The 18,083-nt window shown below is 61.9% G+C and carries 18 protein-coding genes; 9 read left to right on the top strand and 9 right to left on the bottom strand.

Annotation, left to right across the window (positions count from 1 at the left end; genetic code table 11):
- Positions 1 to 10 precede the first annotated feature (10 nt).
- Positions 11 to 826 (top strand): tRNA cyclic N6-threonylcarbamoyladenosine(37) synthase TcdA, encoded by an 816-nt coding sequence (gene tcdA, locus QY76_RS16720; RefSeq protein WP_012847585.1) that lies wholly within the window; start codon positions 11 to 13, stop codon positions 824 to 826.
- Here the strand turns inward: tcdA and csdE are convergent.
- Entirely contained in the window at positions 805 to 1,251 is a 447-nt protein-coding gene (csdE, locus tag QY76_RS16715) for a cysteine desulfurase sulfur acceptor subunit CsdE (protein WP_045425103.1), read from the bottom strand. The two genes, tcdA and csdE, sit on opposite strands and share 22 nt — an antisense overlap.
- Entirely contained in the window at positions 1,248 to 2,456 is a 1,209-nt protein-coding gene (gene csdA, locus QY76_RS16710; RefSeq protein ID WP_045425220.1) for a cysteine desulfurase CsdA, read from the bottom strand. Before csdA ends, csdE begins: the two co-directional genes overlap by 4 nt.
- A gap of 527 nt (positions 2,457 to 2,983) precedes the next feature.
- Here csdA and QY76_RS16705 point away from each other — a divergent pair.
- From QY76_RS16705 to rlmM, 3 genes are read left to right on the top strand one after another with little or no spacing between them, the layout of a single operon-like run.
- On the top strand, positions 2,984 to 3,931 hold the full coding sequence (locus tag QY76_RS16705) for a transcriptional regulator GcvA (protein ID WP_034163205.1): 948 nt from the start codon (positions 2,984 to 2,986) through the stop codon (positions 3,929 to 3,931).
- 12 nt (positions 3,932 to 3,943) lie between these two features.
- The gene (locus QY76_RS16700) at positions 3,944 to 4,339 is read left to right on the top strand and encodes a DUF423 domain-containing protein (RefSeq protein ID WP_015460996.1); all 396 of its coding nucleotides are present in this window, start codon (positions 3,944 to 3,946) and stop codon (positions 4,337 to 4,339) included.
- Positions 4,332 to 5,456, top strand: a complete 1,125-nt coding sequence (gene rlmM / locus QY76_RS16695; protein WP_034163206.1) for a 23S rRNA (cytidine(2498)-2'-O)-methyltransferase RlmM — start codon at positions 4,332 to 4,334, stop codon at positions 5,454 to 5,456. Before QY76_RS16700 ends, rlmM begins: the two co-directional genes overlap by 8 nt.
- A gap of 25 nt (positions 5,457 to 5,481) precedes the next feature.
- On the opposite strand, the gene xni is transcribed toward rlmM, so the two are convergent.
- The 3 genes from xni to queF all read right to left on the bottom strand — a co-directional run bounded on the left by xni (position 5,482) and on the right by queF (position 8,688).
- Positions 5,482 to 6,243 (bottom strand): flap endonuclease Xni, encoded by a 762-nt coding sequence (xni, locus tag QY76_RS16690; protein ID WP_034163207.1) that lies wholly within the window; start codon positions 6,241 to 6,243, stop codon positions 5,482 to 5,484.
- A 52-nt stretch (positions 6,244 to 6,295) separates the two neighbouring features.
- Complete coding sequence (gene ppnN / locus QY76_RS16685; RefSeq protein WP_034163208.1) at positions 6,296 to 7,660, bottom strand: nucleotide 5'-monophosphate nucleosidase PpnN; 1,365 nt, start codon at positions 7,658 to 7,660, stop codon at positions 6,296 to 6,298.
- Positions 7,661 to 7,842: 182 nt separating this feature from the next.
- Positions 7,843 to 8,688, bottom strand: coding sequence for an NADPH-dependent 7-cyano-7-deazaguanine reductase QueF (queF, locus tag QY76_RS16680; protein WP_034163209.1), 846 nt, complete (start codon positions 8,686 to 8,688; stop codon positions 7,843 to 7,845).
- Positions 8,689 to 8,885: 197 nt separating this feature from the next.
- Between queF and syd the strand changes: the two genes are divergently transcribed.
- The 4 genes from syd (at position 8,886) to QY76_RS16660 (ending at position 11,760) form a co-directional block, all read left to right on the top strand.
- Positions 8,886 to 9,440 (top strand): SecY-interacting protein, encoded by a 555-nt coding sequence (gene syd / locus QY76_RS16675; RefSeq protein ID WP_034163210.1) that lies wholly within the window; start codon positions 8,886 to 8,888, stop codon positions 9,438 to 9,440.
- 634 nt (positions 9,441 to 10,074) lie between these two features.
- A complete protein-coding gene (locus tag QY76_RS16670) occupies positions 10,075 to 10,404 on the top strand; it encodes a YqcC family protein (RefSeq protein WP_034163211.1) in 330 nt (109 codons plus the stop codon).
- 90 nt (positions 10,405 to 10,494) lie between these two features.
- Entirely contained in the window at positions 10,495 to 11,292 is a 798-nt protein-coding gene (truC, locus tag QY76_RS16665; RefSeq protein WP_045425218.1) for a tRNA pseudouridine(65) synthase TruC, read from the top strand.
- Between the two features lie 15 nt (positions 11,293 to 11,307).
- Complete coding sequence (locus tag QY76_RS16660; RefSeq protein ID WP_034163213.1) at positions 11,308 to 11,760, top strand: flavodoxin; 453 nt, start codon at positions 11,308 to 11,310, stop codon at positions 11,758 to 11,760.
- 27 nt (positions 11,761 to 11,787) lie between these two features.
- Here QY76_RS16660 and QY76_RS16655 read toward each other — a convergent pair whose 3' ends face one another.
- The 4 genes from QY76_RS16655 to map form a co-directional block, all read right to left on the bottom strand.
- Entirely contained in the window at positions 11,788 to 12,174 is a 387-nt protein-coding gene (locus QY76_RS16655) for a DUF3461 family protein (protein ID WP_012847598.1), read from the bottom strand.
- Positions 12,175 to 12,530: 356 nt separating this feature from the next.
- Positions 12,531 to 13,355 (bottom strand): 2,3,4,5-tetrahydropyridine-2,6-dicarboxylate N-succinyltransferase, encoded by an 825-nt coding sequence (gene dapD / locus QY76_RS16650; RefSeq protein ID WP_034163214.1) that lies wholly within the window; start codon positions 13,353 to 13,355, stop codon positions 12,531 to 12,533.
- A gap of 74 nt (positions 13,356 to 13,429) precedes the next feature.
- The gene (gene glnD, locus QY76_RS16645) at positions 13,430 to 16,084 is read right to left on the bottom strand and encodes a bifunctional uridylyltransferase/uridylyl-removing protein GlnD (protein ID WP_045425100.1); all 2,655 of its coding nucleotides are present in this window, start codon (positions 16,082 to 16,084) and stop codon (positions 13,430 to 13,432) included.
- A gap of 89 nt (positions 16,085 to 16,173) precedes the next feature.
- Complete coding sequence (gene map / locus QY76_RS16640; protein ID WP_034163216.1) at positions 16,174 to 16,980, bottom strand: type I methionyl aminopeptidase; 807 nt, start codon at positions 16,978 to 16,980, stop codon at positions 16,174 to 16,176.
- Between the two features lie 336 nt (positions 16,981 to 17,316).
- Between map and rpsB the strand changes: the two genes are divergently transcribed.
- Positions 17,317 to 18,042 carry a 30S ribosomal protein S2 gene (gene rpsB, locus QY76_RS16635; protein ID WP_034163217.1) on the top strand — a complete coding sequence of 242 codons (726 nt, stop codon included), beginning with the start codon at positions 17,317 to 17,319 and terminating at the stop codon, positions 18,040 to 18,042.
- Positions 18,043 to 18,083: the final 41 nt, after the last annotated feature.

Here is an 18,083-nt window from a genome sequence, read left to right as displayed (position 1 = left end):
GGGACCTCCCATGACTGCACCATTTTCTGACGCCTATTGGCAACGCTTCAGCGGGATTGCGCGTCTGTATGGCCGCCCGGCGCTAGAGGCGTTTGCCGGTGCCCACTTCTGTGTCATTGGCCTGGGCGGCGTTGGCTCCTGGGCCGTAGAGGCGCTGGCGCGTAGCGGGATCGGCGCCCTTACGCTGATCGATATGGATGATGTCTGCGTGACCAATACCAACCGGCAGATTCAGGCCCTGCGCAGCACCGTCGGACAGCCTAAGGGCGAGGCACTGGCCGCGCGGATCCGGGAGATTAACCCCGAGTGCCGGGTGACCTGCGTGGATGACTTTATTACTCCGGATAACGTGGCCGCGCTGATCGATGGCCGCTTCGACTATGTGATCGATGCCATCGACAGCGTACGACCCAAGGCGGCGCTGCTGGCGCACTGTCGGCGCAACAAGATCCCACTGGTGACCACCGGCGGCGCCGGCGGCCAGATCGATCCGACGCGCATTGAGGTGGCTGATCTGGCCAAGACCATTCAGGATCCGTTGGCGGCCAAGCTGCGCGAACGCCTGAAGGCGGATCACCGCATCGTGAAGAACAGCCGGGGAAAGCTGGGCATCGACTGTGTCTTCTCCAGCGAGGCGCTGGTCTATCCGCAGCCGGATGGCAGCGTCTGTGCGCAGCGCAGCACCGCCGAGGGGCCGAAGCGCATGGACTGCAGCGCCGGGTTTGGCTCGGTGACGATGGTGACCGCCAGCTTTGGCTTTGTGGCGGTCTCCCATGCCCTGAAAAAACTGCTGGCTCGCCGCGCTCAGCGCGCCGCGTCGGCATAGCGGCGGGCAATCGCTGCAACGCCCTGCGCCAGGGCCTGTAGCCCGCTGCTGCGCGAGGCGCTCAGCTGCGCCATGACGTTGAGTTCGCCAAACAGCGCCAGCGGATCGCTCTCCAGCGCCTGAGCGGGCGTTTTCCCTTCGACGGTGGTCAACAGGATCGCCAGCAGCCCCTTGACGATGCGCCCTTCGCTGTCGCCGTACAGATGCAGGGTGCCGTCTTCCAGCCGCTCTCCGTCCAGCCAGACCCGGTTTTCACAGCCTGCGAGCTCCGCCTGCGGGCAGCGCAGCGTCTCATCCAGCGGCGGCAGCTCGCGCGCCAGCATGATAATCTGGCGGTAGCGATCTTCCCACTGCATCAGTCCGGCAAAGCGCTGACGCAGGGTCTGTGCGGTGATCTGACGGCCAAAGGGGTGCGGTGCCTTCATAGCGGATCCTCGTTAAGCAGTGAAACGGCGCGGCCGACGGCCTGCACCAGCGCCTGGACATCGGCAGGGGTATTGTAGGGGGCGAAGGCGGCGCGCAGCGTGCCGCTGACGCCAAGGGCCTGCATCAGCGGCGCCGCGCAGTGTACGCCGCTGCGTAGCGCGACGCCCTGCTCGGCGATCAGGGTATTGAGATCGCTGTGGTGGATCCCGGCAACGTTAAACGCCAACAGCGCGCTGTTGGGCGCCCGGTAGCTGATAAAGCCGGGCAGCAGACTCAGCGCCGCCTCCGCCTGCTGCGCCAGCGCGACGCAGTGGCGCTCGGCGGCGGGGCGATCGATCTCTGCCAGCCAGTCGAGGGCGGCGGCAAAGCCGAGCACTCCGGCAATGTTGGGGGTGCCCGCCTCGAAGCGGTGCGGTACGGCCTGCTCCGTAAAGCCGTTAAAGTCGGCGTGGGTCAGCATCTTTCCGCCGCCCTGCCAGGCGTGCATCTCCTCCAGCAGCGCGCGTTTGCCGTACAGTACGCCCAGCCCGCAGGGGCCATACAGCTTATGGGCTGAGAAGGCGTAGAAATCGGCGTCGGCGGCGTGCACATTAAGGGGATGGTGTACCACCCCCTGCGCACCGTCGACCATGACGGCGCAGCCGCAGGCATGCGCCTGGTCGATCGCCTGCGCCAGATCCGGGCAGCCGCCGGTGACGTTGGACATTTGCCCCAGGGCCAGCAGGCGCGGGCGCGATTCGAGCAGGGCCGGAAGCCGGCTGAGGTCCGGCAGGCCGAGCGCATCGACCGGTAGGCGGACGACCTGAGCCTGGCACTGCTCGGCGACCATCAGCCATGGGATCAGATTTGCGTGGTGCTCGGCCTCGCTGACCAGGATCCGATCGCCGGGTCGCAGGCGCGGCCGCAGGTAGCTCTGGGCGACCAGGTTGATCGATTCGGTCGCGCCTTTGCTCCAGATAATTTCATGTTCATCGGCCCCGATCAGCGCCGCCGTCTGACGCCGGGCGTTCTCAAAGCGTTCGGTAAGGCGTCGGGCCGCCGCGTGCTGGCTGCGGTGCACCGTGGCGCCGTGGCCGGTGTAATAGGCCTGGATGGCCTCCAGCACCGCCCGCGGTTTCAGTGCGGTGGCGGCGCTATCCAGGTAAACGCTGTCCGCTTCCAGCGCGGGGAAGTCGCGGCGCAGCGCCATAAAGTCAAATGTCATAGGCGGGATCTCTGTAATACGGCGCGGAAACGGGACGTGAAGCGGCTTCAGGATTAACAGGATTAATCCGAGAGCGGGCTCACAATTTACCGCGGCCCGCGTTGAGCGGACCGGCGCGCGGGCCTTAATGGCGGGCATTTTAAACTGGTAAAGGGCGATGATGAAGCGATTGTATGCGCTTTTCCGCGCCGCGGCGCCGAAAAAAAAGCACCGCAACGGGCGGTGCTACTAAATCACTATGGACAGACAGGGTAAATGTACAGGAAGTGAAAAACGGCAGGGGCTTACGCCGCTACCACGTCTGAAAGGTGTCAGACAACTTGCAAACACAACATCACAACCACAAAGCCAAAAGCATTCCTGAAAAGAGTCATTCCTGCTTTTTCGTTCCGGCCTGGGAAGTGTCGCCACTATAGGTATTTGCTGGCCTATCCTCAACGGACAAATTATAATGTCTCGGATAAAAAAAACTAATGTGTAAACATCAGGTTAACAGTTGGTAACCATTTGATAACAAGTGACCCGATATGTCGAAACGATTACCGCCTCTGAATGCGCTGCGCGTCTTTGATGCTGCCGCCAGACATCTGAGTTTTACCAAGGCCGCCGAGGAGCTGTTCGTGACACAGGCGGCGGTCAGCCATCAGATCAAATCGCTGGAGGATTTTCTGGGGCTGAAGCTGTTCCGCCGCCGCAACCGCTCGTTGCTGCTGACGGAAGAGGGGCAGAGCTATTATCTTGATATCAAAGAGATCTTTTCTGCGCTGAACGAGGCTACGCGCAAGCTGCAGGCGCGGAGCGCCAAGGGGGCGCTGACCGTAAGCCTGCCGCCGAGCTTCGCCATTCAATGGCTGGTGCCGCGCCTCTCCGGCTTCAACAGCGCCTATCCTGGCATCGATGTGCGTATTCAGGCGGTGGATCGGGAGGAGGGTAAACTGGCGGACGACGTCGACGTCGCCATTTTCTATGGCCGCGGTCACTGGCCGGGGCTGCGGGTCGAGCGGCTGTATGCCGAATATCTGATGCCGGTCTGTTCGCCCCAGCTGCTGCTGGGGGAACATCCGCTAAAAGATCCGGCCGATCTGGCTTATCATACGCTGCTGCACGACACATCGCGCCGCGATTGGCTGGCCTATACTCGGCAGCTCGGCCTGCAGCACATCAACGTGCAGCAGGGGCCAATCTTCAGCCACAGCGCGATGGTGGTGCAGGCCGCCGTACACGGCCAGGGGATTGCGCTGGTCAATAATGTGATGGCGCAGACGGAGATCGAGGCCGGGCGCCTGGTCTGCCCGTTTAACGATGTCCTGATCAGTAAAAACGCCTTTTATCTGGTTTGCCAAGACGCGCAGGCAGATTTGGGTAAAATAGCCGCTTTTCGCCAGTGGATACTGGCCAGGGCCGCCGGTGAGCAGGAGAAATTCCGCTTCCGCTATGAATCGGATGGCGCCGGCGTGCGCCAGGAAAAAGGGTGAAAAGGTCGCGTAATGAGTAGCCGTTCCATGATTTTATTCGCCGCTATTAGCGGTTTTATCTTTGTGGCGCTGGGCGCATTTGGCGCCCACGTACTGAGTAATACGCTGGGGGCCAAAGAGATGGCCTGGCTGCATACCGGACTGCAGTACCAGGCGGTGCATACGCTGGCGATCCTGGGTCTGGCGGCGCTGATGCTGCGCCGCAGCAATCTGTGGTTTTACTGGAGCAGTGCCCTGCTGGCGCTGGGAACCGTGCTGTTCAGCGGCAGTCTTTACTGTCTGGCGCTATCGCAGCTTAAAATTTGGGTGTATATCACACCGATCGGCGGCACCTGCTTCCTGATTGGCTGGGTATTGATGTTGATTGGCGCGATGCGCATGGGAAAGAGGGCGGAACGCCATGAATAGACTTGCTTTGTATTGCCGTCCTGGCTTTGAGAAAGAGTGTGCGGCGGAGATCACCGATAAGGCGGCGGCCCTCGAGGTATACGGTTTTGCCCGGGTGAAAGAGAACAGCGGCTACGTGCTGTTTGAGTGCTATCAGCCAGACGATGCGGATAAACTGGCGCGCAAGCTGCCGTTCCGGGAGTTGATCTTTGCCCGTCAGATGCTGGTGGTCGGCGAGCTGCTGAAGGATTTGCCGCCGGAGGATCGCATCGCGCCGATCTGCGGCATGCTGCTGGGGGTTATCGATGGCGGCGGTGAGCTGCGCGTCGAGGTGCCGGATACCAACGAAAGCAAAGAGCTACTGAAGTTCTGCCGTAAGTTCACCGTGCCGCTGCGCGCGGCGCTGCGTGAGCAGCGTACCCTGCTGCGCCAGGAGAATCCCTATCGTCCGGTGGTGCACGTGTTGTTTATTGCGCCGGGCTGCTGCTACGTCGGTTACTCGTATAGCGATAATAACTCGCCGTTTTATATGGGGATCCCTCGCCTGAAGTTTCCCGCCGACGCCCCCAGCCGCTCTACCCTCAAGCTGGAGGAGGCATTCCACGTCTTTATCCCTGCGGATGAGTGGGATGAGCGTCTGGGCAGCGGCATGCGCGCCGTCGATCTGGGGGCCTGCCCCGGCGGCTGGACCTATCAGCTGGTGCAGCGCAGCATGATGGTGCAGGCCATCGACAATGGCCCGATGGCGCCGAGCCTGATGGATACCGGGCAGGTGACCCATCACCGCGCCGATGGTTTCCGCTTTACGCCGGAGGGGGATAACGACTGGCTGGTGTGCGATATGGTTGAGAAGCCGGCCAAAGTCTCGGCGCTGATGGCGCGCTGGCTGGTCAACGGCTGGTGTCGGGAGGCGATCTTCAACCTGAAGTTACCGATGAAGAAGCGCTATGAAGAGGTGAGCCAGAATTTGGCCACGCTGGCGCAGGTGCTGAAAGAGAACGGCATCAACGCGCAGATTGCGGCCAAGCAGCTGTATCACGATCGTGAAGAGGTGACGGTGCACGTTCGGCGCATCTGGGGCGCCATCCCCGGCCGTCGCGACGAGCGTGAGTTCCGCCGCCGCGAACAGCGCGATTAATCCCCGCGCCGCCGCTCGGCGGCGGCTACGCTCGGCCGTTCAGACGCAGCTGCTGCAGATTGCCGTGCAGCGCCAGGTCGGTCTGCAGCGTTGCGACGCGGCGGCAGATCTCCGCCGTCTCCCGCTGCTCGCTTAGGCGCTGACGCCAGCGTTCGGGCGCCTGTGCCAGGCGCTGATAGAGTGTCTCCAGCGATCCAAACTCCTGCAGTAGCGCAGCGGCGGTCTTGGCGCCGATGCCGCTGACGCCGGGGATCTTACTGCTGCCGATCCCCGCCAGCCCCCAGAAGTCCGTCAGCTGCTGCGGCGCTACCCCAAACTCGCGCTGTACAAACGGCAGATCCAGCCAGCGCTTTTGAAAATAGTCGCGGATTTGGATCTGCGGCGAGAGCAGCTGGCAGTAGCCTTTGTCGGTCGAGACGATCGTCACCCGATGTCCGCCCTGCGCCACTTTGTGCGCCAGCGTGGCGGCTAGATCGTCCGCCTCGTTGCCGGGGCTGTGCCAGCAGGCGACGCCCAGGGCGGTAAACGCGGCACGCAGGCTCTCCATCTCCTGCGCCAGGTCGTCCGGCATCGCCTGACGGCCGGCCTTATAGCCGGGGAGCAGTTGATGACGCCAGCTTTCTGCGCGATCGTCTTGGTCAAAAACGGCGACGGCGTGGCTGGGGGTGGTATGTCCCAACAGCTGACGCAGCGCCGCGCTGCAGGCGTCGCCGCAGGGAGAACCCTGCACGGCGTGAATGCGGCGGATCAGATTGAGGGCATCGACGATTAACAGATGGATGGACATAGCGATTTAACCGGATTAGCGGGGCGGCGGCGGCGCGCCCCGGGGTAAAAACTCAGCGGACGATCTGGTAGCAGGGCACATAGGCCGAGCCGGGCAGCTTCATGCGCTGCTGGGCGACAAAGCCCTGCAGCAGACGGTCCATGTGCTGCATCATCTGCGGATCGCCGTGCAGCTTGAACGGCCCGTGCTCGGCGATGGCGCGGATCCCCGCCTCTTTCACGTTGCCGGCCACGATGCCGGAGAAGGCGCGGCGCAGGGCGGCGGCAAGCTGCTCCGGCGACTGATTGGGATGCAGGTTAAGGTTGGCCATATTGTCGTGGGTCGGCGCAAACGGCATCTGCAGATCGGCGCTGATCTTCAGCGACCAGTTAAAGCTGTAGAAGTCGCCGCTCTGGCGCCGGTTCTCTTTCACCCGCGGCATGGCGAGCTTCATGCGCCGCGCCACTTCGGCCGGATCGTCAATGATGATCTGGTAGTGGCGGCGCGCCTGCTCGCCCAGCGTATTGACGATGAAGTCATCCAGCACGCGGAAATAGTCGGCGCTCTCCTGCGGCCCGGTCAGGATCAGCGGCAGTACCTGGCTACGGTTTTCCGGATCCATCAGGATCCCTAGCAGGTACAGCAGCTCCTCCGCCGTGCCTACGCCGCCGGGGAAGATGATGATGCCGTGACCGAAGCGGACAAAGGCCTCCAGCCGCTTTTCGATATCCGGCATGATGATGAGCTCATTGACCAGCGGATTGGGCGGCTCGGCGGCGATGATCGAGGGTTCGGTCATGCCGATGAAGCGTCCCTCATGGTAGCGTTGTTGGGCGTGGCCGACGGCTGCCCCCTTCATCGGCGCCTCCATGGCGCCGGGCCCGCAGCCGGTGCAGACGTTCAGCTCGCGCAGCCCCAGCTGATTGCCGACCTGGCGCCCATACTGATACTCGATTTCACTGATGGAGTGGCCACCCCAGCAGACGATCATGTTAGGTTCATCGCCAACGTGCAGTGAGCGGGCGTTGCGCAGTATCGAAAACACCAGGTTGGTGATGATGGTCGGGTTTTCCAGATCCAGCGCCTGGGCGCGCTGGGCGCTCATCAGCTGGCCGTTAACAAACAGAATATCGCGCAGGACCGCAAACAGGTTAGCCTGCAGGGCCCGGATGATCCGCCCGTCGACGAAGGCTTCCTCCGGCGGGTTGACCAGCTCCAGCTTGACGCCGCGTTCACGGCGTAACACGTTGATATCAAAGGTTTCAAAGCGAGACAGCAGCTCGGTGCTGTTGTCCGTTTTCGCACCGGAGTTGAGCACGGCAAGGGAGCAGTTACGGAACAGGCGGTACAGGTCGCTGCTGGCGGTGCGCTTCAGCATGTCCACTTCCATCTGTGACAACAGATCCATCGATCCCAGCGGGCTGATGTGTGTAATCAAAATCTCTCCTAGGCATCCAAACGATGCGGTTACCGCGTCGCCGTGGGGCGTTGCTGCGGCCGGCGTCTTACTCTGGGCGGCGTGCATGGGCGCCGCGCCGTACCGTTTTCACCTTACCGTGCGCGCTGGCGTCTTGCCAAGACTATCGGGGAAAAATGCCAAAAATCAACGCCTCTCCGCAACTATTGGCGCGCCAGGCGCCCGCAGGGCGGCTGAAACGGGACGTTGCTGCGCCAGGGGTTGATATCCAGCCCGCCGCGCCGGGTGTAGCGGGCGTACACGCTGAGCGCCTCTGGCTGGCAGAAACGCTGAATATCGTTGAAAATCCGCTCCACGCACTGTTCGTGGAACTCATTGTGGTGACGGAACGAGACCAGGTAGCGCAGCAGCGCCTCGCGGCTGATGGCCGCGCCGCGGTAGCGGATCATCACGGAGCCCCAGTCGGGCTGATGGGTTATCAGGCAGTTGGACTTCAGCAGGTGGCTGACCAGCGTCTCGTCGACCTGGCGCGTCGGATCGGCGGCGTTTTCCAGCAGGGTGGCGTCGAAGCTGTAGCTGTCGATGCTGATGGGTTGGTCATCGATGCACTCGCCGGGGAGCGCGGCGATGGGCTGGCCTTCAACCTGCGACAGGCGCAGCAGGGTGACGCTGACACCGCCCTGGGCACAGTGGGCCAGATCGTGCTGTAGCGTGCGCTGCACCGTGTCCCAGTCGGCGAAACGGGTTTGATTAAAGCTGTTGAGATAGAGCTTAAAGCTCTTTGATTCGATCAGATTGGCGCCGTAGGCATCCAGCGCGACCTCGGCCAGGGCGACCTGCGGCAGGCCGTTGGCGTTGAGCCAGGAGAGCTCATACAGGGTCCAGATATCGGCGCCGTGGAACGGCAGCGCGTCGGGGTAGAGCCCCAGCGGTTCGCGGTTCATGCTGCGCGGTACGGCTTGCAGCAGTGAGGCATCATACTGGTCGCGGTATTCGGTGGCCTTGCCCAGGGTCAGGGAGGTGAGCGCCGGGTTCTCTTGGTATGACATACGGTTAACCTGTGGTGAAAGCGGCTGTGCGCGGTGCGACAGCAGGGTACAATGGGAAACCGGCGCAGAGGCCGGTCATCGCTTGCCGCAGTTTACCACCGCCAGGCGGTATCCCGTAACTGTGGGCGCGCGTCTCTGCGCTGCGCCGATGCGACGGCGCGTGATGGGATACAGCCTCAAGAGACAGAGAGAAGATTATGGAGCATCAGGTTTCCGCCGCCCTGCGCGAATTTACTCAGCGCTATGTGGCGCAGTGGCAGCAGCAGCACGGTGACTGGCCGTCCAGCCATGCGCTGTACGGTATTCCGTCCCCCTGCGTGGTCTACAGTCGCGACGACTGCGTATTCTGGCGTCCCGAGCCGGGGCGCGGGGAGGATCTGGAGGGGATTGGCCGGGCGCTGGATATCCGGCTGCATCCGGCGCTGGCGCCGTTTTTTACCACCCAGTACGCCGGCGATATGCGCGCGCGCTGGAATGAGATCGAGATGGATCTGGTGCAGGTCTGGAGCGAGGAGGACCTGCAGCGCCTGCAGGAGAACCAGATAGGCCATTTGGTCACCCAGCGTCGTCTGAAGCTGTCGCCGACCCTGTTTCTGGCCAGCACGGCGGATGAGCTGAGCATGGTGACGCTGTGTAACCTGAGCGGCAGCGTATTGCTTGAGCAGTTTGGTAGCCCGCAGCGGCGTGTGCTGACGCCGACGCTGGCCGAGTTCCTCGCGGCATTGCAGCCGCTGGCGCAGGAAGTAGGGTAACGGCGGGTCGGCGTGTGAGAGATCTCTTACACGCACTGTAAGAGATCTCGTTTTATTATCTGATTATTTTGCGAAGCGCCGTCGTAAATTCGATAGTTATCATGATATTAAAATTCACAGATTACGTAAGTATCACATATGTAAGACAATATCCCCATTGCTAAACCTGCGAAAATCGGCGAAAGTAATTACATCGAAAGGGAAGTCGCCGGAGTAAGGACACATCAGGATGATGTTGTCTCAGGATGAGGCGAGGACCCGCCCAGGACGGGCGAAAGGATGTACCGCAGGACGTCGGTCAGGATATTTCAGGATGAAATAAGGGACACCTCCAGGAAGGAGACTGAGAGCCGGTTTGGATGGCCGGTGTGTCAGGATGACTGAGGGATATCGCCCGGATGGCGAACAGGACGCAGGCAATGGAGTGTCCGGAAAAGGAAATCCGCAGGGAAAAGTTTTCACGGATGAGCAGGGAGCACGTTGTGTAGCGGGACTGCTATAAAACGAATCAGGGGGTGCTGCATGGCAGCACCCCCTCTTTTTTGCGTCCGCTTTTCCCCCCACCCGGTTTGGGCGCGGCGCCGTCGGTGGTATGCTGGCGCGATTTTCCCACCAGACCGCAAGAGAGTCCGTCATGAGTGATTACGCCATCGTACACGGCCATTTACAGCAGATCGAAGCCCAGATGCGCGCGCTGTCCCTGTGGCAGGCGCAGGCGCCCGCCGCCGATGCCCTGGCCAGCCAGGAGCCGTTCTGCGTCGATACCCTGGAGGCGGCCGAATGGCTGCAGTGGGTCTTTTTACCGCGCATGCACGCCCTGCTGCTCTGCAGAGCGCCCCTGCCGCAGCGGATGGCGATCGCCCCCTATATTGAGATGGCCTACCCGCAGGAGCTGGCGCGAGTGGCTCCGCTGCTGGCGGCGCTGCAGCGCCTGGATCGGCATCTCGGCGGCGATCCGCGTTAGTCGGGGGATCCGCCGCGCAGCGCGCCAGATTGCGCCACCGGCAGGTTATGCTGTAAGGTGCCGCGTTTTTTCTTTTTGTCGGGTATCGGGATGGAAATTATTTATCAGGATGATCATCTGGTGGCAATCAACAAGCCTGCCGGGTGGTTGGTTCACCGTAGCTGGCTGGATCGCAAAGAGAAGGTGGTGGTGATGCAGACGGTGCGCGATATGCTCGGGCGCCATGTCTATACCGTTCATCGCCTGGATCGGCCGACCTTCGGGGTGCTGCTGTTGGGGTTGTCGAGCGAGGTGGCGCGTGCGCTGGCCCAGCAGTTCGAACAGCATCAGATCCATAAAGTCTATCATGCGGTGGTTCGCGGCTATCTGCAAGGGGAGGCGCTGCTCGACTACCCGCTGACGCCGGAGCTGGATAAAATCGCCGATCGTTTCCGTTCCCCCGATCGCGCTCCGCAGCCGGCGCAGACCCACTACCGGGGGCTGGCGACGGCGGAGGTGCCGCTGGCCATTGGCCGTTATCCGACGTCACGCTTTAGCCTGGTCGAACTGATGCCGCAGACCGGCCGCAAGCATCAGCTGCGCCGCCACATGGCGCACCTGCGCCATCCGATCATCGGCGATACCGCGCACGGCGATCTGCGTCAGAATCGCGGCGTCGCCGCCCACTTTGGCACGCCCGGTTTAATGCTGCACGCCAGCGAACTGCGCCTGACGCATCCGGTGACCGGAGAGGCGCTGTGCCTGCGGGCCGGCCTGGATCTACGCTGGCAGGCGCTGATGGACGGACTGGGCTGGCAAGCCTATCTCCCTGAACTTGATCGGGTTGAGTTTACGCCCGATTGCCCTCAGGATAGAGCAGATGAGACAGAGACGGGCCAAGAGGCCTGACAGAAGGAGTGGGCAATGGCGCAAGTGGGCATTTTTGTGGGAACCGTATACGGTAACGCGCTGATGGTGGCGGAAGAGGCGCAGGCCATTCTGCAGCAGCAGGGACACCAGGTGATGCTGTTTGAGGAGGGGACGCTGGCCGACTGGCAGCGCTATGCCCAGCAGCATGTACTGGTGGTGACCTCGACCACCGGGCAAGGCGACCTGCCGGACACGCTGGCGCCGCTGTTTGCGGCGCTGCGCGATGGGGTGGGGCAGCAGGCGGCGCTGCGCTATGGGCTGATCGCGCTGGGCGACAGCGGCTTTGCCCACTTCTGCGGCGCCGGACATCAGTTTGATGCGCTGCTGCAGGCGCAGGGGGCGACCCGCCTGGGTGAGCTGCTCGAGGTAGATGCCCAGCAGGCGCCGGAGCCGGAAACGGTCACCTCACCGTGGGTCAGCGCCTGGGCGCTGCGCTTGGGCGAGTAGGCGCGGTATGGCGTCGCCGTCGCGGCGCTATTTGCCGGTGAGCTTCTCCAGGTCGGCCTCGATCTCGGCGATCTTATTGGCGACCACGCTCTCCAGATGGCGCAGATCGTCCAGGATTTTGCGCTTCAGATCCTCCTCTTGACGATCGCGCAGGCACAGGCGATCCAGCTCCTCGATGACATAGCGCAGGTTGGGGCTGATCTCGCTGATCTCCCGCACCCCCTGGCTGTCGTTGTCGCTCAGAATGGTTTTACGCTGGCGTGGGTATTTGAACTTCACGCTCTTGGCAAAGAATTCGCCCTTATCCTTACGAAAGTAAATCTTCAGAATGTCGTTGTTGGCCTCCTGACGCAGGCTATAGCGATCGATCTCTTCCGGTTGGGTGATCCCCAGGCTTTTCAGGTTGTCATACATAGCGGCACCTTTCATGCGTTAACGCGTCGGCTCCGTCAGAGCGTGCTTCTGGCGGAATGAATACAGCCGTGGTTTTTATGGGTCATTTTTTGACAAATGACAAAGAGCGTAAGGGCGGTGAAAGTATACATGCGGTGAGCCATTTTGCCTGTGATACCTGAGGAATTATTGCACTCTTTGTCGGCGCTGGGGCGAGCGGTGGCTTGGTGTCCAGGCACAGGCTCCAGCGCAGTTAGCTGCGGGGGGCTGTGAGCACTGGCTCTGTGGCGAGATTGAGCACCGCCCCTGCGGTAATGGGGCTGGAGCGGAGGTTCGCGGCCGCCCGGCGTCAGGCCGAGCGGCTGGGCGAGAGGGGATCAGTCGATGGTGCGCAGCAGCTCGTTGATGCCGACCTTACCGAGCGTCTTGGCATCTACCTTCTTGACGATAACCGCACAGTACAGGCTGTAGTCGCCGCGTTTGGAGGGCAGGTTGCCGGAGACGACCACGGAGCCGGCCGGTACGCGACCGTAGTGAACCTCGCCGGTTTCACGGTCATAGATCTTGGTGCTCTGTCCGATGAAGACCCCCATCGAGATAACCGAGCCCTCTTCCACGATGACCCCTTCGACCACTTCAGAGCGGGCGCCGATGAAGCAGTTATCTTCGATGATGGTCGGGTTGGCCTGCAGCGGCTCCAGTACGCCGCCGATGCCGACGCCGCCGGAGAGGTGAACGTTTTTACCGATCTGGGCGCAGGAGCCGACGGTGGCCCAGGTATCGACCATGGTGCCTTCGTCAACGTAGGCGCCAATGTTGACGTAGGAGGGCATCAGTACGGTATTGCGGGCGATGAAGGCCCCCTGGCGAACGGAGGCCGGCGGTACGACGCGGAACCCCTCGCGCTGGAAGCGGGCTTCGTCATAGTCGGCGAACTTCATTGGCACTTTGTCGTAGAAACGGGTTTCTGCGCCTTCCATCAGGCGGTTGTCGTTGATGCGGAAAGAGAGCAGCACCGCCTTCTTCAGCCACTGGTGGGTAACCCATTCGCCGTTTATTTTTTCCGCAACGCGCAGGGCGCCGCTGTCGAGCAGGGCGATGACCTGGCTGACCGCCTCACGGGTGATGCCGTCGGCGTTGGTCGGCGTGATCTCGGCGCGGCGCTCAAAGGCGTTTTCGATAACTGTCTGTAACTGCTGCATCCTGTCTATATTCCCCTCGTAATATCAACCGTTCCGCCGGGCGCCGGATCGGCGCGGCGGGTGCGTAAAAAAATCTACCCTTTATCGGCGCTAAGCAGGGTTTCTGTCAACCGTTGCGCCAGCTCCCGCTGCATTTCAGGCGTTAATGCGCGCCGTTCGCCGTCGGCCAGAATAAACAGATCTTCGACCCGCTCGCCAATGGTGGTAATGCGGGCGCCGTGCAGCGAGAGCCCCATTTCGGCAAAGATCTCGCCGATGTGTGCCAGCAGTCCCGGACGATCGAGCGCGACGAGCTCCATGTAGCTACGCCGGGCGTTATGGGCCGGCAGAAAGCTGACCTCCGTCGGAACGCTGAAGTGGCGTAGACGCGCCGGCGCGCGGCGCGCGCGCGGAGGGTGATAGTGCGGCTGCGTCAGCGCGTGCTCCAGCGCCAGGCGGATGGCGTCGTGGCGATCGGGCGCCAGCGGGCTGCCGTCGGGCTCCAGCACCACGAAGGTGTCCATGGCATAGTTATCGCGATTGGTGAAGATCTGTGCGTCGTGTACGCTGAGATTGCGTCGATCCAACTCACCGGCGACGGCGGCAAACAGGTAAGGCCGATCGGGGCTGTAGATGAAAATTTCGGTACCGCCGCGCGTGGCATGCTGACTGACCAGCACCAGGGGGCCGTCGCCGCGGTGGCACAGCAGGTGGCGGGCGTGCCACGCCAGCTGGCTGGGCGTATGGCGCAGGAAGTAGTCTGCGCGGCAGCGGCCCCACAGCTGCATCAGTTCCGGTTCGTCGATGTTGTCCATCCGCAGCAGCGCCAGCGCCTGCAGCCGGTGATGGCGTACCCGTTCGCGCATGTCCGGGCTGCTGTGCATACCGCGGCGCAGCTGTTTTTCGCTGGCGAAGAACAGCTCGCGCAGCAGGCTCTGCTTCCAGCTGTTCCACAGGTTTTCGTTGGTCGCGCAGATGTCGGCGACCGTCAGGCAGATCAGATAGCGCAGCCGGGTTTCGCTGTGCACCTCCGCACAGAAGTGGCGAATGACCTCGGGATCCTGAATATCGCGGCGCTGAGCGGTGACCGACATCAGCAGATGGCAGCGCACCAGCCAGGCCACCAGCTGGGTTTCGCGCGTGTTAAGGCCGTGCAGACGGGCAAACTCCAGCACGTCGTCGGCGCCGAGCAGGGAGTGGTCGCCGCCGCGTCCTTTGGCGATATCGTGGAACAGGGCGGCGAGCAGCAGCAGCTCCGGCTGCGGCAGGCGCGGGTAGAGCTCGACGCACAGCGGGTGGCGCCCATGGTTATCCCGAGCGGCAAAGCTCTCCAGCTTGAGCAGCACCTGCATGGTGTGCTCGTCCACGGTGTAGGCGTGGAACAGGTCAAACTGCATCTGGCCGACGATCTTTCCCCACTGCGGCATATAGGCCCACAGGACGCTGTGATGGTGCATGGGCAGCAGCGCGCGTCGCACCGCGCCGGGGTGGCGCAGGATCGCCATGAACAGGCTGCGCGCCTCGGGTAGGGCGCACAGGGGCTGTTTCAGATGGCGGCGCGCGTAGCGCAGCTGACGCAGCGTGGTGGAGTAGATGCCCTCGATCTCCGGATTGCGCGCCATGGCGTAGAACAGGCGCAGAATAATCACCGGATCGTGGCTGAAGGTGTCCGGATCGCGCAGATCGATCAGGGGGCCGCGCAGCTGGAAGTAGTCATCGAGAATGCGCGGTTTTTCCCGGGTGTCCAGTGCGAGGATCGCCTCATCGAACAGCTGTAACAGCATCTGGTTCAGCTCACGCACCCGCCGGGTCATGCGGTAAAACTCTTTCATCATCTTTTCGATGGGCGCGTTGCCTTCGCCCTGATAGCCCAGCAGGCGGGCGACGCTGAGCTGACGATCGAACAGCAGGCGGTTGTCGTAGCGGTTGACCACCAGATGCAGGGCGAAGCGGATGCGCCACAGGAAGCTGCGGCATTCGTTCAGCTCGTCGGCCTCGGCCTCTGTCAGGTAGCCGAAGCCGACCATCTCATCGAGGGAGGTGGCGCCAAAGTGACGATGGGCGACCCACAGCAGGGTGTGAATATCGCGCAGGCCGCCGGGGCTGGCCTTGATATCCGGCTCCAGATTATAGCTGGTGCCGTGATAGCGCCGGTGGCGCTCGCGCTGTTCGTTCACCTTGGCGTGGTAAAAGCGCGGCGAGGGCCAGAAGTCATCGCTGAATAGCTGTTTTTGTAACTGGAGAAACAGCGCGACGTCGCCGCTCAGCAGACGGGATTCGATCAGGTTGGTGGCGACGGTCAGATCGGCCAGCCCCTCGCTCAGGCACTGCGCCAGGGTACGGACGCTGTGGCCAACCTCCAGGCGCAGGTCCCACAGCAGGGTTATCAGCGCGCCAATCTGCGCCTCCTGCGCCTGCGCCAGCGGCTCGGCGCTGAGCAGCAGCAGGTCGATGTCCGATAGCGGGTGCAGCTCAGCGCGGCCATAGCCGCCGACGGCGATCAGCGCCAGGCCGGGCTGGCTGTCGAAGCCGTAGCTGCGCCACAGGCGCACCAGCAGACGGTCGAGATAGTGGGTTCGGGCGGCAACCAGCGACTCGGCGCTCTCGCCGCGGCGAAAGGCGCCGTCCAGCCAGCGGCGCAGCTGCTCCATGTGGGGCTTCAGCCCGGCGCAGGTCAGCGCGTCGGCGGGGAGGGTGTCCGGCGATACGGGCGGCAGGGCGTCTGATTCGCCGTGCGATAACTCGGCCATAGGCAGTCCATTGATAAAAAAGCCGGCATAAGCCGGCCTAGGTTATCTGCGTGCTGCAGTGAGACGCCCCCGCAGGGGCGGGCGCGCACTCACTGGGCGCTCATGTCGTGGGCGATCACCCGCGGTAAATCGTGCTCTTCCTCGCGCAGCGTCAGGATCTCGCAGCCGCTGTCTGTGACAACGATAGTATGCTCGTACTGCGCGGACAAGCTGCGATCCTTGGTTTTTACCGTCCAGCCGTCCTTCATCAGGCGGATGCGGTAGTCACCGGCGTTGACCATCGGTTCAATGGTGAACGTCATGCCCGCCTGCAGCACCACGCCGCCGTCGTCGGCATCGTAGTGCAGCACCTGCGGCTCTTCGTGGAACACTTCGCCAATGCCATGGCCGCAGTACTCTCGCACCACGGAGAAGCCGTTTTCCTCAACGAATTTCTGAATGGCCTTGCCGAGGCTGCGCAGACGGATGCCCGGTTTGACCATCTTCAGCGCCAGATACAGACTCTCCTGGGTGATGCGGCACAGGCGCTCGCCGAGGATGGTCGGCTTGCCAACGATAAACATCTTGGAGGTATCGCCGTGCCAGCCGTCTTTGATCACGGTGACGTCGATATTGACGATATCGCCGTCCTTAAGCGCCTTATCGTCGCTTGGGATACCGTGGCAGACCACCTCATTGACCGAAATGCAGACGGATTTCGGGTAGCCGTGATAGCCCAGGCAGGCGGAGATGGCGTGCTGTTGCTGTGTGATGTACGCATCGCACAGGCGATCCAGCTCGCCGGTGGTGACGCCGGGCACCACGTGCGGGGCGATCATTTCCAGCACCTCGGCGGCCAGGCGGCCAGCGATGCGCATTTTTTCGATGTCTTGTGGTGTTTTCAGTGCAATAGCCATAGGTATTCTGTCCACGGACGTCGCCGCAGCGACAATGAGAAGCAATGTCTTCTATGGTAACAGTCCCGCTACGCCCTGCCAAATGGCAGCAGGGTGGCTGGCTCAAAATGCAACAAAAGGTGGAGTCTATCGCGTGTTTATGGTATAAAGCGCGCCGCAGTTCCCGTATGTCCGCAAGGCGTACGCGGAAGCTGTAAATCTCACTTTGTGTTATTTGCATAAACAACACACACGTATCGGCACATGTGCCGGGGTGCCGTCGGACGCGAATGCGTGCGGTGGTCGGCGTCATGGGATACGTGGAGGCATAACCCCAATTTTTATAGAGGTCTAATCATGGCAACTGTTTCCATGCGCGATATGCTCAAGGCTGGTGTTCACTTCGGTCACCAGACCCGTTACTGGAACCCGAAAATGAAGCCGTTCATCTTCGGTGCTCGTAACAAAGTTCACATCATCAACCTTGAAAAAACCGTACCGATGTTCAACGACGCTCTGGCTGAGCTGAGCAAGATCGCCTCCCGTAAGGGCAAGATCCTGTTCGTTGGTACCAAGCGCGCAGCAAGCGAAGCGGTAAAAGACGCTGCCCTGAACTGCGATCAGTTCTATGTGAACCATCGCTGGCTGGGCGGTATGCTGACCAACTGGAAAACCGTTCGTCAGTCCATCAAGCGTCTGAAAGATCTGGAAACTCAGTCTCAGGATGGCACCTTCGACAAACTGACCAAAAAAGAAGCTCTGATGCGTACCCGCGAGCTGGACAAGCTGGAAAACAGCCTGGGCGGTATCAAAGATATGGGCGGTCTGCCGGACGCGCTGTTCGTTATCGATGCCGATCACGAACACATCGCCATCAAAGAAGCCAACAACCTGGGTATCCCGGTATTCTCTATCGTTGATACCAACTCCGATCCGGACGGCGTTGACTTCGTTATCCCGGGTAACGATGACGCTATCCGCGCTGTGACCCTGTACCTGAGCGCCGTGGCTGAAGCCGTGCGTGAAGGCCGTTCTCAGGATCTGGTTGCCCAGGCTGAAGAAACCATGGCTGAAGCCGAGTAATAAGGACAGCTCGCAGGAGCCCTTATTAACCGGTATTCATA

It is taken from the genome of Edwardsiella sp. EA181011 (genome assembly GCF_000800725.1).
GTDB lineage: Bacteria > Pseudomonadota > Gammaproteobacteria > Enterobacterales > Enterobacteriaceae > Edwardsiella > Edwardsiella anguillarum.
Note: the sequence above shows the minus strand (reverse complement) of the source record. Positions and strands in the feature narration are given on the sequence as shown.